This window comes from Leadbettera azotonutricia ZAS-9 (assembly GCF_000214355.1).
GTDB lineage: Bacteria > Spirochaetota > Spirochaetia > Treponematales > Breznakiellaceae > Leadbettera > Leadbettera azotonutricia.
In genome coordinates, this window is record NC_015577.1 from 695,360 (window position 1) to 708,758 (window position 13,399).

Sequence of the window (13,399 nt, forward strand, 5' to 3'; positions counted from 1 at the left end):
CTTACAATACAAGGAATTACAAATTACCGGCGAAGAGACTTGAACTCTTACACACTCGCGTGCAATAGATTTTGAGTCTATCGTGTCTACCGTTCCACCACGCCGGCTTATTATGGCACTAGTTAACCATATTTTTTAAGCTTTTTCAAGGGAAAAGCGCCTAACCAAATAGTTTCCTGCACTCCAGGTAAAAGCGTTTTTCCCGAGCTTCCCCCATGGAAAAGCTCTTCCTCGGTAAGGGGCCGTTTTTCGCCACTGTCTGGAAGAGACCGTTCTTCCGGATGGGCGGGAGCTCTATGCAAATTGCAGGCCGGCTGGCATCGGCGGCAAGGCGGCGCAGTTCTTCTTTGCCATGAATGTAGTCAATGGCCGCTCCTGTGGGCTTCGCCAGTTCATCCAGCAGGGGCTGAAGGGTCACTGTGGCAAGTTCCGCAGTGTCCGCTTCCAGGGCAAAATAGCGTTCGCCTTTTTTGCTGTACCTGAAGCCGGGAAGCTTTTTGAGGGCAGCCTCGATCGCCGAAGCTTCAGTATCAAAAAGAACCCGGTGTATGGGCTCAAAACTGATGCCCGGATCATAAAGGTTTTCCAGCTCTACCAAAGCCCAGCGGCAGGGGTGGTTTTCGTATCCCTGTTCATGTTTGTGCAGGGCCTTATACTCTTCCCAAATCCCCTTTGCCGTGGCAAGCGAATGGTTCCCGTCACCCACTGCATAAAGGAAGGGGGCAGAGTCCTGTACCCCATAACGCAAGTTGGCTTTGCCGCCCAGCTTCTCCAGGCCCTCCGCCAGTTTTGTCCAGGCTTTTTCGTTGTCCAATGGCCATCCTTTGACAGAACCTGAATCCATCATCAGGGGGGTATCGTAGAGGGGGGCCGGACTGCCGGCGTTTTTTGCCAATTCCCCCAGGCTGGGGAGGAGGGTGTCTTCCTCGTCATCAATAAGCAGAAGGATGTGGGGCGTCTCCAGGGGCGCCCCGCGGCGTATGTCCATGCGGGGGGGGAGCCTTTCCTTGATGGTCCCTTCGGTGGAGCGTATGAGGGGGCGGCTGTCAGGCGCCCAGTCGTATTGGTCGAGATCGACTGCCAGCACCAGGCCCCTGCGGCAGGGGTGGAAGGGGGTCGCCCTCTCGATATAGACGCAGTTTAGCCGGGGAGGGGCAAAAATTCCCTCATTCATGTAGGAGGCCATGGCCCTATGGATGCTTTGTATGCGGGAATCAGGGCGGCCATCTCCAAGATAAGCTTCGGGGAAGATGAGGTTGAGGCAGGAGGGGGCATCCCTGGCTATGGCCCGGGCTTTTTCCCAATAATGCAAATCCTGGGTGAATTGATCGCAGGCTATGACCGCCCACTTTTCAAGCTCTGCCCCAGGTTTGGGGAGGAGTATCTCAGGTATTTTGAGCCCCAGGGCTGCCAATCTTTTGTGTATATCGCCCATATCAACCTCTCAAGGGCTTATCATAATGGAAAAAAACGACCTGTCAAGCGAGCTTGACAAAGCTGCGGAGTGGAATGATAGTTTTAGTATGCAAATGCAGCGTCCAGCAATCAACTTGGTACAGGGTCTCACAATGAACGCCCAGCTCCTCCAGTCTATCAAGCTGATGGAGCTTCCCATTGTGGATCTCAGGGAAAGGATAGAGGAAGAGATTGAGAAGAACCCCGCCCTGGAGATAACGGAAGACCGCTCAACTGTGTCCATAGACGATACCGCAAAACACCGCAAGGAAGAATTCGACTATTTTGAGGCTACTTCGGACTCGGGCTTTGTGAGCCGGGGGGGAGAGGAGGCTGCCGACGAGCAGCACCGCTTCATCGAAGGGTCGCTTTCTCGTTCCGAAACCCTCCAGGAGCATCTGCTCTGGCAGCTCAGGCTCGCGCCGGTGGATGCTGAAATACGCCGCATCGGGGAGAGGATCGTTCAAAACCTGAACGAAGACGGCTTCCACAAAGAGCCTTTGGACTTGCTCCTTAAAACTGAAAATCCCAAAAAGATAAGCCGTGCTCTCAAGCTGGTGCAGTCCCTTGATCCCCAGGGCTGCGCTGTTTGCAATTATCAGGAATCCCTCAGGGTGCAGATTGGTTTGCTCCCGGACCAGCCTGAGGGCATCATCGAAGCCCTGGATCACCTTGAAATCCTTGAGCGGGGCAAGATAGCCGAGGCGGCGAAAATACTGAACCGCACCGAGGACGAGGTCAAAAACATTTTTGAGCGCATCAAGGATCTGTCGCCTTTTCCCGGCAGGGGCTTTTCCTCCGCCGATACCCGTTACGTGGTTCCCGATGTGAGGGTGATCAAAAAGGACGAAGAGTTTGATATCATCATCAACGAGGAAGAGATCCCCGTGCTGGGCATCAATCCTTTCTTTATGAAGATCTCCGGCACAAAGGACTCGAGGGAGACCAGGGATTTTGCCCGGGAGAATATCAGGGAAGCCCGCTGGTTCATCCAGTCAATCAACGACAGGAATCATACTCTCCTCAAGGTCACCAGGGCCATTGTGGTATTCCAGCGGGATTTTTTCGTCAACGGCCCTCGGCACATTGCGCCCCTTACCCAGCGGGACATAGCCCGGGAACTGGGGCTCAACGAGTCCACCATTTCCCGCACGGCCAACGGCAAGTATGTCGAGACCGAGTGGGGCATTTTCGAGCTGAGGCATTTTTTCACCAATTCCATCAGCGGGGTCGGTTCCGGGGGTTCCAAACATTCCAAGGCAGGGGTGATGGAGCTTATCCGCGAAATGGTTCAGGGCGAGGGCAAGGGCTTTTCTGATCAGGAGCTGGCGGATCTTCTTGCCAGGCGGGGCATACCCCTGGCAAGGCGAACAGTCGCCAAATACCGCAAGGAGCTTGATTTAGGATCATCTTACACCCGTTAGGGCGTAAATAATTAATAGGGGGTTATTATGAATACTGAGATCAAGGCTGTGCATTTTTCATTGAGGGACGAAACCAAAGAATACCTGGACAAAAAAATCGCCCGCATCCATAATGCCGAAAACATGATCGTGGATCTTCTCTTTACCCTGACCAAGGATAAGGAATTTTCTGCCGAAGTAACGGTGAATTTCCGCTGGGGCGTTTCCATCCACCAGAAAGAAACCGAGTTTGAGCTTAACGCAGCCATCGACAAGCTGATGGACAAATTGGATCAGAAGATTATTAAGGAGAAGGAAAAGGTTAAGGACAAGAGATAAGACGCCTCCCTTAAAAATTAGAGTAATCGTTCAATTACAGACGACAATTTTTCGGGGTTATATGTCGGAAAAAACCATGCTTCCACTTTGCCGTCCCGGTTGACAAGAAATTTGGAAAAATTCCATTTAATGTCCTTTGCTCCGGTGAAAGAAGAAAATCCTTTGAGCCGTTCTTTGAGAGCCGCTGCCCCTTCATCTTCGGTTTCTTCAGCCTGATTTTTGAGATACACAAAAAGAGGCGCGGCTTTGTCACCATTTACATCAATCTTGGCAAACTGCGGGAAAGTAGTGTGAAAATTTATTGTACAAAATTCTGCAATTTCCTCTGCGCTGCCCGGAGCCTGTCCGCCAAATTGATTGCAGGGAAAATCCAAGATTTCAAAACCTTTGGCGTGATGGGTTTCGTATAGTTTTTGCAAACCCTCATATTGCGGCGTCAGTCCGCATTTGGTGGCGGTATTCACAATCAAAAGCACTTTTCCCTTATAGTCGGCAAGAGAAATCGGTTTTCCTTCGCGGTCTGCTACCGTAAAATCATATAAATTCATATTTTTTCCTCCATATTGACAGTTACTGTCAATTAGTTTATTGTTAACATATTAACAATTTGAAAGAATGTCAAGCGAATTTATGATGCATTCAGGGGGAAAAGTGGAACAGGATCTTTTAAATCAGATGATTCATTCTGTTTTCCGGTTTAAGCAAATTGAGACAGCTTTTCGGGCTTTCTGTCCGAACTCCAGGGAGAATGTCTCCATAGTGGAAGTTTTCGTATTGAAGGGTATAAAGGACCATGCTTTCGATTCCGGAGAGCTTACAATTCCTGATATGCTCTGCATCAGCCGGGCTGCGGTTTCACAGATGCTGGGGGTCATGGAACAAAAAGGCTTTATCACACGGGATATAAACAAAGCCAATCGAAGAAAACGGCTGCTTGCGCTTACGCCAAAAGGTAATGCGGTTGTTGAAGAACAGGAACAAAAGGTTATGGAATTGCTATCGGGGATTGTTGACCAGTTTGGTGAAACAAAAACAAAACAGTTCATAAAGCTTTCCAACCACTTTATGGACATACTCGAAAAACAAAAATGGAAGTGTAGAAGCGCGGCAGGGAGCTAAGCGCCGAAATTTCCATTTGGGGACAACATTTTTGTCGGCCCTTATATTATGCACACGAGGTGAAATTATGGATGCACTAAAGGCGATTGAAACCAGAAAAAGTGTCCGGGGCTACACCGGAAAAAAAGTTGAACAGGAAAAGCTGGAAGCCCTGGTAAAAGCCGGGACCGGAGCGCCGAAATTCGGGAATTTTCATATTTCAGTAATTACAAAAGCTGAACTGCTGAAAGAAATTGATGAAAAAGCCCTGGCCAACATGAGGGCTATGGGGGGCTTTGCCAAAGAACGGGCCGAGATTGAGGGCTATCATGCCCTTTACGGCGCTCCTGTCCTGTTTCTGATTTCCGGCCCGGCATCTCCCTATAGCGGAGTAAATGCAGCCTGCGCCGCCGCGAATATCACTGTGGCTGCCACCGCTTTGGATCTCGCTTCCTGCTATATTGGGTCCGCCGCCGTGGCCTTTAAGGATAACCCGCCGCTGGCCAAAAAAGCCGGAATACCGGAAGGGTTTTCCCCTGTCTGCGGAGTACTGATTGGCTATGCGGGGGAGGACAAGTTTTCCCAAGCCCCGGCTTTTTCGGTAGGCGTAGGTTATGTTCAATGAGTACCTGTCATCACGCGATAGATGCAAGGGCGGCTATCCCTCTTTCCCATACTCCGGCGCTTCCTCGGCGGCGAAGGCTTCTTCCGCCAGGGAGGCTGCGCTGTTTTTGACGCTGCCCGCTTTGCCGTAACCGGCTTTGCCTCGGGATGTCGGCGCCTTGCCTGGTGCGAGGCGTTTTTTGGCGGCCTTCTGATCTTGCAGGGCCAGTTTTGCGGAAGCCCTCACCGCCCTGGCGGGGGTTTCGGGGATACTGCACTTTTCGGCGATTTCTTCGGGGCTGGCTGCCGCTATGCGTTCGAGGCTGCCGAATACTTTCATGATAGCGGCGGCGCGTTTGGGGCCTATGCCTTCCACTGTTTCCAGTGCGGGCAGGAATAGATCTTTTGAGCGGAGTTTCTGGTTTAAGCCTGTGGCAAAACGGTGGGTCTCGTCGCGGACGAATTGAAGCACCTTGAGGGCTTCGGATCGCTTTGAGAGGCGTATGGGTTCTTTTGCATGGGGGAGCCAGATTTCCTCGTCCCGTTTTGCAAGGCCCGCCACATCGCATTCCATGCCCAGCTCGTCCATTACGCCACGGGCAGCGTTCACCTGGCCTATGCCGCCGTCGATGAGCACCAGGTCGGGCAGCTCGGTTGAGCCGGAATCAGAGCCTTCCTTGAGAAGCCGGGAGTAGCGGCGGTGCACTGCTTCCCGCATGGCGGCGAAATCATCCACTATGCCCACCACGGTGCGGAGCTTGAAGTAACGGTAGTTCTTGCGATCCGGGACGCCGTTCTTAAACGAGATGAGGGAGGCCACGGGGTGTTTGCCGTCCAGCTGGGCTATGTCAAAACCCTCGATGCGTTCGGGCCGGCTATGCAGACCCAGAGCCTGGCGCAGTTCATCCAGGGCAGGGCCTGCGCCGCGCTCCTTGAGCCGCCGCCTCAGCTCTTCCTGGGCGTTCTGGCGGGCCATGGCAAGGGCGGCGCTGTGATGCCGCGACCGCTGTTCATCATCATCCGGGATGAGGAGTTCAGGCTCATAGCCGAACTGCTCTTTAAACCAGGAAGAAAGCTCCACAGGCTTAATCTTTTCGCCATTCTCCTGGCTAAGGGATTGGAGGAAAATTTTCGGAGGCGGTGTCCTGCCGGGGCTGTAATAAGTGATTAAAAAAGTTTCCAGGGCCTCGTTTTCTTCGGCGGCGGAGCGGGAGCTGAAAAGATCCCTTCCGGTCATGCGGCCTTCCCTCATGGAAAAAACCGAGAAGGTGGTAAAGATGCCTTCGGCTGCCCAGGCAATGTAGTCCCTGGCATCGGGATCGTGATCCTCAACGGAGCTGGGTTCGGACAGATCTTCCACTGCCCTGACAGCGTTCCTCAATCTGGCAGCCTCTTCGAATTTAAGGGATGCAGCTGCGTCCTTCATCCTGGCAGTCAGGTCGGCTGTAAGGGCCTCGGTTTCCCCCGCAAGGAGTTTGCGCACCCGTTCGACCTGAATCCTGTAATCCTCTTCGCTGATCTTCCCGCAGCAGGGGGCCATGCAGCGGTCTATGTGGTAGTACATGCAGGGGCTGCTTCGCTTTTTGAGAGACCTGCATTTTCGCAGAGGGAAGAGTTTTTCTACTAGATCCAAAAGTTTGTCTACAGCTTGAATGTTGGAGTAAGGGCCGAAGTAGAGGCTGCCGTCGTCCACGATGTGGCGGGTGCGGAATATGCGGGGGTAAGCTTCGGCAGTGATCCGTATCACCGGGTAGGTCTTGCCGTCTTTGAGGTTGATGTTGTATTTGGGGCTGTGCTGCTTGATGAGGGTGTTTTCCAGGAGCAGGGCCTCGTACTCGCTGGAGACGATAATGGTCTCTATGGATTTTGCGTGGCGTATGAGGTGGGTGGTTTTGACATCCTTACCCCCTGCGAAGTATGAACTCAGCCGGTTTCGCAGGGACTTGGCTTTGCCCACGTAGATAATGCGGCTTTCTTCATCCCTCCAGATATAGACCCCCGGCTCCTGGGGAGCTGCCCTGGCTGCCGCTTTGAGACTGTCAAAAATTTCCTGCGTTCCTGTACTGCTCATAGCCTTACCCAAAAATAGTTTATATAATTATGAGCATGAAGGAACAGTTTGAGGAAGCCCTCCGGGGCAAAGCCTGGGAATGGGGCGTGGTTTCCACAGGGGATCTTATTTTTTCCCCTGAGCTTCATAAAGCCTGCGAGCAGAATGTCTGCGGCAATTACAACAAGAACTGGGGCTGCCCTCCGGGGAACGGCACTTTGGAAGAACTGAAGGCAAAGATCCTGGCATTCCCCAAGGCCATGGTATTCACCACCAAATACGACCTGGAGGATTCTTTCGATTTTGAAGGTATGGAAGTTGCCGGAGAAGCCCACCGCAAGCTCACCGTGGAGATGATGGAGCGTTTCGGCAAAACCAACCCTGTCTATGGCGCGGGCTGCTGTACCGTCTGCAAAGAATGTTCCTACCCCGAGCCCTGCCGATTTCCGGGCAAGGCGGTTTCGGCGGTGGAAGCCGCGGGTATCAGCGTGGGGGATCTCAGCCGAACCGCAGGGGTCAAGTACAACAACGGGGAGTCCACGGTCACCTACTTCTCCATGCTCCTCTTCAACGAATAGGAAAAGCTGGTGCGATGTGGCAAAAAATTACCGATTTAGAGCAAATAAATCAATGCATAATTTCCAGATACCTGATATAATTGTAGTAAATTAGTGTAATTACAGGATATTTGGATTTAAATTTTATGAGCTAAGGAGTTTTTATGAGCGACGCAGTATTTGAAGAGATTTCCGGTCTGCTGCAGAAGGGAAAAGCCAAAGACATTGTCGTAGCGGTTCAGAAAGCCCTGGACGACGGGGTTCCCGCAGGGGACATCCTGGAAAAGGGCCTCATCTCCGGCATGGGCATCATTGGCGGCAAGTTCAAGAATGGCGAAGTGTTCGTTCCTGAAGTCCTGGTAGCTGCCCGCGCCATGAACCATGCCTCGGTAGTGCTCAAGCCTGCCCTTGCAAAAGCCGGCGTTCAGCCTGTAGGCAAAGCCATCATCTGCACCGTGAAGGGCGACCTCCACGACATCGGCAAGAACCTGGTCAAAATGATGATCGAAGGCAACGGCATCGAAGCCGTGGACCTCGGCGTGGACATTGCCCCCGACAAGGTCGTGGAAGCGGTGAAGACCTCCGGCGCAAAGGTGCTCTGTCTTTCGGCCCTGCTCACCACCACCATGCTGGCCCAGAAAGATGTCATTGACGCCCTCAAAACTGCCGGCCTCAGGGACAAGGTGAAGATCATGGTTGGCGGCGCCCCCGTTACCCAGAGCTATGCCGACGAAATCGGCGCGGACGCCTATTGCCCCGACGCTGCCAGCGCCGCAGAAGTCTGCCGCTCTTTTTATTGAGATTGTTTTAGCCTTTTACGATTCAGATCGTAATACCTCCTCTTAAGCCTCGGAACCGGCATGAAAATTTGTATCTATAATAGTGATTTGGTTTTCGAGGCTCTGGAGGGGGAAACCATTCTTTCCGCCTTTGGGAAGAACGGCTTCTCCATTGCGGCCCCTTGCGGCGGCCGTCATATCTGCGGCAAGTGCAAGGTCAGGATCATATCGGGCAGCGTCCTGGGCGATGTTCCCGATATGGAAGGGTTGGTTCTGGCCTGCCAGGCCGTCCCCGAAACCGATTTGACCATAGCCCTCCTGCACGAAGCCAATACCTACGACGGCGGGGCTTATCAGGATCTTGCATCCAATCCAAGCACAACGGAAACTGTTTCCATAAAACGCGCCGGCGTGGCCCTGGACATAGGGACGACCACGGTCTCCGCCCGGCTTGTGGATTTGGACACGGGTTCGGAGCTGGATACCTATTCTGCCCTGAACGCGCAAAAAGTTTTCGGCGCTGATGTGATGAGCCGTATAGGCGCTGCCCGCTCGGGCAAGACCGCCGAACTCTTCAATGTGATCAACCGCCAAACCCAGGAAATACTTTCGGGCTTTATCAGTAAATTCTCCCTCCCTAAAATTGAAACTTTAACGGTGGCGGCCAACACGACCATGCTCCACCTGTTTGCGAATACCGATCCTTCTTCCATGGGGGAAGTTCCTTTTACGCCGGTGTTCCTGGAAGAAAAAATCTACGCCGGAAAGGATCTTGCTCTTTCGGCGGATAAGGTGATACTCCTCCCCTCGATTTCCTCCTTCATAGGAGGCGATATTGTTTCGGGCCTTGGAGAGATAGATATACTCAAGGCACAAGAAACCACTTTTTTTATTGATATCGGCACCAATGGCGAAATGGCGCTTTTTCACCAGGGAAAGATTTACTGCGCCTCGGCAGCTGCGGGCCCTGCCCTTGAAGGGGCGGAAATTTCCTGCGGTACCGGGAGCATCAGGGGCGCCATCAATAAAGTCGAATGGACTGAGGGCAAGCTGAGCTTCACCACCATAGGCGGCGCGGCGCCTGTGGGCCTTTGCGGCTGCGGCCTCATTGACGCCATGGCGCTTATGCTGGATCGGGAAATTATCGACGAGACCGGCGCTTTTTCTGATGACGATAGGGAAGAATTTCAAATTGCCGGCAGCATTGCGCTTGTCAACAGGGATGTGCGGCAATATCAGCTTGCAAAGAGCGCCATACTTTCAGCCATAAAAATACTTTTCAACCATGCGGGCCTTGAGCTTTCGGAAATCAAGAATGTGTTTGTCGCAGGGGGCCTGGGCTTTTATATCGATCAAAAAACCGCAGTCAGGACCGGGCTTCTGCCTGACGAATTTTTAAACCATATTACAGTCTCCGGGAATACCAGCCTCAGGGGGGCGGTTAAGGCCCTCCTTGATCCGCGCTTTATGGATTACTGCCAAAAAATCATTGCAATTTCCAGCACCTTAGACCTGGCTTCCGACCCGGCCTTTATGGACGCATTCGCGGAGAACATGCTTTTTCCCATGTAGGGAAGGGGGTACTTATGACATACTGCATCGCTTTGGCCGGCAAGGGTGGAACCGGCAAGACCACGGTTTCGGGCCTTTTTATTGATCACCTGGTAAAAGCCGGAAAAGGGCCGATACTTGCGGTGGACGCCGATGCCAATTCCAATCTTAACGAAGTGCTGGGCATAAAAAAAGAAGTCAGCCTTGGGGATATACGCGAAGAAATCGCCAAAGGCGAATGGGCCGAAAAAAATCCTATACCCACAGGTATGTCCAAATCGGAATACGCTGACTTTCGTTTCAATTCCGCTGTTGTTGAAGAGGACGATTTTGACATGCTCGTCATGGGCCGCACCCAGGGCAAGGGCTGTTACTGTTATGTAAACGATTTGCTGCGGGATCAAATCCAGCGTTATTACAAAAACTACAAATACATGATAGTCGATAACGAGGCGGGCCTTGAGCACATAAGCAGGGGCATTTTGCCTCCCGTGGATTTAATACTATTGGTGAGCGATTGTTCCCGCCGGGGCATACAGGCTGCGGGCCGCATTGCCGAGATGATAGGCGAGCTGGATATGCAGGTAAAGAACGTCCACCTCATCGTGAACCGCGCCCCGCAAGGCAAGCTTGAGCCGGGCATACTCGAAGAGATAGAAGCCCAGAAGCTTTCGCTCATCGGGGTCATGCCCCAGGACGATTTGGTGTATCAGTACGATGCGGCAGGCAAGCCTCTCATCACCCTGCCCGAAGATTCTCCCATAAAAGCGGCTTTGGGAGAAATAATCGCAAAACTGAATATCTGATGAGCGAATCGCAGACTTTTTCAATCACCTTTAAAATATCCGGGGGGAGTTCTGCTGAAATTGACAGCGCCCCCGGGGAGATTCATTTTCAGGCCCCCAAAGGCATCCCGCTTTTAGAGGCAGCCAAGCAGGCCAATGTAGCCATTGACGCCCCCTGCTCGGGAAACGGCAGCTGCGGCAAATGCCTGGTACGTATACTTTCGGGCAGGGCTGAGTCCGAAAAATCCCGTCACATTTCTCCTGAAAGTTATGAAGAAGGTTGGCGTCTTGCCTGCCAGACCAAAGTTTTGGGGGATCTCACCGTATTGGTTCCCGGCTCAGCCGGAGCTTTCAAAAGCCGCATGAAAATTGCGGACTTTGGCGATTCCCGTGAACGGGGCATATTTGATGCGCTTAAAGCCGAACTCGATAATTTGGGTTATACCGGTAACAGCGGACTTGAATTGGCAGTATTGCACTTAAAAACCCCCGAAATAGACGACCCCATGGCAGACCGGGAACGTCTGCTTCACGGACTGGCGGAAAAATTCGGCCTTGATGAATCCGGCGTGAATATCAGCCTTTTTGCTCTCAGAAAACTTCCCGCTGTGCTCAGGGAAGGCGATTTTTCCTGTACTTGCGTTATCAGAAGGGAAGGGGAAAAGGCCAGTCCTGAGATTTCTATTCTGGATATTTATACTCCAAATTCAGGTCCCAAAAATACAGCCGGAGAACCCATCCTTCCCGCCCTGGCTATTGATATAGGCACTACCACGGTAGCAATGGTGCTAACCGATCTGTTAAGCGGAGAACTGCTCGCCATGGGTTCGGAAGGCAACGGCCAGATACGTTACGGCGCTGATGTAATAAGCCGAATCATCGAAAGCACCCGCAGCGGCGGCCTTGAACGGCTGCGCCGGGCTGTTCTTGACGACTGTATGCTGCCTCTTATCCGGGAACTTGCGTCAAAAGCAGGGATCGAAACTTCACAAATCTACCGTGTTGCTTTGGCAGCCAATACTACCATGACCCATCTTTTTGCCGGGGTAAGCCCCGAATTTTTAAGGCTGGAACCCTATGTGCCGGCTTTTTTCCATAGCGGGAAATTCCGCGCTGTTGACCTGGGCCTCCCGGCTCATCCAAACGCAGAATTACTGTTGGCGCCTTCGGTTGGAAGTTACGTGGGCGGTGATATAAGCGCCGGAGTTTTCGCTTCCATGCTGTTTATGAAGGAAAAATGTTCCCTCTTTATTGATCTTGGCACCAATGGCGAACTGGTTTTTGGCAATGGCGAATTCCTCATGACCTGCGCCTGTTCAGCCGGGCCTGCCTTTGAAGGCGGCGATATAAGCTGCGGCATGAGAGCTACCGACGGCGCCATAGAGGCCTGCCGCATTGATGGCAGTACCATGACCCCAAGTCTGACCATTATAGGCGGGGGCAAGGCTGCGGGAGTCTGCGGTTCAGGGCTCATCGATCTGGTGGGTGAACTTTTCGCGGCAGGCATCATCAATCCCAAGGGCAAGTTCATACGCCAGAGTGACAGGGTGTGCTGTGACGAATGGGGTATGTCAAGTTTTGTAATCGTGCATGGAAAAGATACCGAGAGCGGCAATGATCTTCTTTTGACCGAAGGGGACATAGACAATTTTATACGTGCAAAGGGCGCCATCTTCTCGGCCATACGCACCATGATTGCCATGCTGGATCTGAATATGGACGCCATAGACGAAGTGTACATAGCAGGAGGCATAGGTTCGGGTATCAACGTGGAACGGGCCGTGCGTATCGGCATGCTCCCCTCCATTCCCCTTGAGCGTTATCATTATATAGGCAACACCTCTCTTTCAGGCGCCTGGGCCATGGTACAATCCCAAAAGGCCGCAGAAAAAGTTGACGAAATTGCCCGGGGTATGACCTACCTTGAGCTTTCGGCTCACCCCTCGTACATGGACGAATTTATTGCGGCCTGCTTTCTTCCCCATACCAACGGAGATTTGTTTCCATGATTGAACCAGTCGAACCGGGCGAGACCCTTACCCACGAGCAGCGTTCCCTCGATCATTTTTTGCAGATTTACAAGGCCCTTGATCCTTTGGAAATTTCCCGCCGCTGCAATCTTCAATTTGACAGTAATGCATTTAATATGCGCATCATGGGAACCGAATACAAAGCAGCCTTCCCCGATTTTTCACTTGAGGATTTACAGGGAAACATAGTCCAACGGGGTTACGAGAATATACTTTTCCTGCGTTACCTTTGCGAAGGGAAGTATGCGGTTTCAACAGGAAAACAGCTTTCCTATCGTGAAATACCCTGGGGGGAAGTATACTTTAAAAATTTTGAAGGCCGTTGCCTTAAACGTTTTGCTCATGCCTTTAGCAGTGATATTGAGGGCCTCAAAAAAGCCCTTGCAGACATGGGCGCTGAAAAACTCAACAAAGGCGATGCGGGTTACCGCTTTGAATTTTGCAGCGGTCTTTACATGAGCGCCCTCATCTGGGCGGCGGATGATGAATTTCCTCCTTCGGCCCAAATGCTCTTTGACGACAATTTCGCGTCCGCCTTCACCGTCGAGGATATAGCGGTGGTTGGCGGGGTGGTGATAGACAGGCTAAAGGAGATGACGGCAAAGCATTGCCAATAATCTATCGTATGCTTAATTCCTGTGCGGGTTTAGTATCCGGCGCCAATAGTTTCTTGTACAAAAGAAATAATCTCCATAATTCATAATAGTTTCTTTTATTCCTTGTTAGATGCCATTAAAACCAGAAATTTA

At 52.1% G+C, this 13,399-nt stretch carries 13 protein-coding genes and 1 tRNA gene; 10 read left to right on the plus strand and 4 right to left on the minus strand.

What is annotated here, in order from left to right; translation table 11 throughout:
• Positions 1-24: 24 nt before the first annotated feature.
• Positions 25-107, minus strand: a tRNA-Leu gene (locus TREAZ_RS03060).
• 53 nt (positions 108-160) lie between these two features.
• On the minus strand, positions 161-1,435 hold the full coding sequence (locus TREAZ_RS03065) for a DUF1015 domain-containing protein (protein WP_015710338.1): 1,275 nt from the start codon (positions 1,433-1,435) through the stop codon (positions 161-163).
• A 25-nt stretch (positions 1,436-1,460) separates the two neighbouring features.
• Here TREAZ_RS03065 and rpoN point away from each other — a divergent pair, with 25 nt between their 5' ends.
• A complete protein-coding gene (gene rpoN, locus TREAZ_RS03070; RefSeq protein WP_245535085.1) occupies positions 1,461-2,879 on the plus strand; it encodes an RNA polymerase factor sigma-54 in 1,419 nt (472 codons plus the stop codon).
• A gap of 27 nt (positions 2,880-2,906) precedes the next feature.
• Positions 2,907-3,197 (plus strand): ribosome hibernation-promoting factor, HPF/YfiA family, encoded by a 291-nt coding sequence (gene hpf / locus TREAZ_RS03075; RefSeq protein WP_015710340.1) that lies wholly within the window; start codon positions 2,907-2,909, stop codon positions 3,195-3,197.
• 17 nt (positions 3,198-3,214) lie between these two features.
• Here hpf and TREAZ_RS03080 read toward each other — a convergent pair whose 3' ends face one another.
• On the minus strand, positions 3,215-3,745 hold the full coding sequence (locus TREAZ_RS03080; RefSeq protein ID WP_015710341.1) for a glutathione peroxidase: 531 nt from the start codon (positions 3,743-3,745) through the stop codon (positions 3,215-3,217).
• A gap of 103 nt (positions 3,746-3,848) precedes the next feature.
• Between TREAZ_RS03080 and TREAZ_RS03085 the strand changes: the two genes are divergently transcribed.
• The gene (locus TREAZ_RS03085; protein ID WP_245535086.1) at positions 3,849-4,316 is read left to right on the plus strand and encodes a MarR family winged helix-turn-helix transcriptional regulator; all 468 of its coding nucleotides are present in this window, start codon (positions 3,849-3,851) and stop codon (positions 4,314-4,316) included.
• 67 nt (positions 4,317-4,383) lie between these two features.
• On the plus strand, positions 4,384-4,920 hold the full coding sequence (locus TREAZ_RS03090) for a nitroreductase family protein (protein ID WP_015710343.1): 537 nt from the start codon (positions 4,384-4,386) through the stop codon (positions 4,918-4,920).
• 33 nt (positions 4,921-4,953) lie between these two features.
• Here TREAZ_RS03090 and uvrC read toward each other — a convergent pair whose 3' ends face one another.
• Positions 4,954-6,969: an excinuclease ABC subunit UvrC gene (uvrC, locus tag TREAZ_RS03095; RefSeq protein ID WP_015710344.1), complete on the minus strand. Its 2,016-nt coding sequence runs from the start codon at positions 6,967-6,969 to the stop codon at positions 4,954-4,956.
• Positions 6,970-7,004: 35 nt separating this feature from the next.
• Between uvrC and TREAZ_RS03100 the strand changes: the two genes are divergently transcribed.
• From TREAZ_RS03100 to TREAZ_RS03125, 6 genes are all read left to right on the plus strand, one after another.
• Positions 7,005-7,526, plus strand: a complete 522-nt coding sequence (locus tag TREAZ_RS03100) for a DUF2284 domain-containing protein (RefSeq protein ID WP_052297627.1) — start codon at positions 7,005-7,007, stop codon at positions 7,524-7,526.
• 143 nt (positions 7,527-7,669) lie between these two features.
• Entirely contained in the window at positions 7,670-8,305 is a 636-nt protein-coding gene (locus TREAZ_RS03105) for a corrinoid protein (protein WP_015710346.1), read from the plus strand.
• A gap of 60 nt (positions 8,306-8,365) precedes the next feature.
• The gene (locus TREAZ_RS03110; protein WP_015710347.1) at positions 8,366-9,856 is read left to right on the plus strand and encodes an ASKHA domain-containing protein; all 1,491 of its coding nucleotides are present in this window, start codon (positions 8,366-8,368) and stop codon (positions 9,854-9,856) included.
• A gap of 14 nt (positions 9,857-9,870) precedes the next feature.
• Complete coding sequence (locus tag TREAZ_RS03115) at positions 9,871-10,641, plus strand: ATP-binding protein (protein ID WP_015710348.1); 771 nt, start codon at positions 9,871-9,873, stop codon at positions 10,639-10,641.
• Positions 10,641-12,629: a corrinoid activation/regeneration protein AcsV gene (gene acsV / locus TREAZ_RS03120; RefSeq protein WP_015710349.1), complete on the plus strand. Its 1,989-nt coding sequence runs from the start codon at positions 10,641-10,643 to the stop codon at positions 12,627-12,629. The genes TREAZ_RS03115 and acsV overlap by 1 nt, the downstream gene beginning before the upstream one ends.
• Entirely contained in the window at positions 12,626-13,267 is a 642-nt protein-coding gene (locus TREAZ_RS03125; RefSeq protein ID WP_015710350.1) for a DUF3786 domain-containing protein, read from the plus strand. Before acsV ends, TREAZ_RS03125 begins: the two co-directional genes overlap by 4 nt.
• Positions 13,268-13,399: the final 132 nt, after the last annotated feature.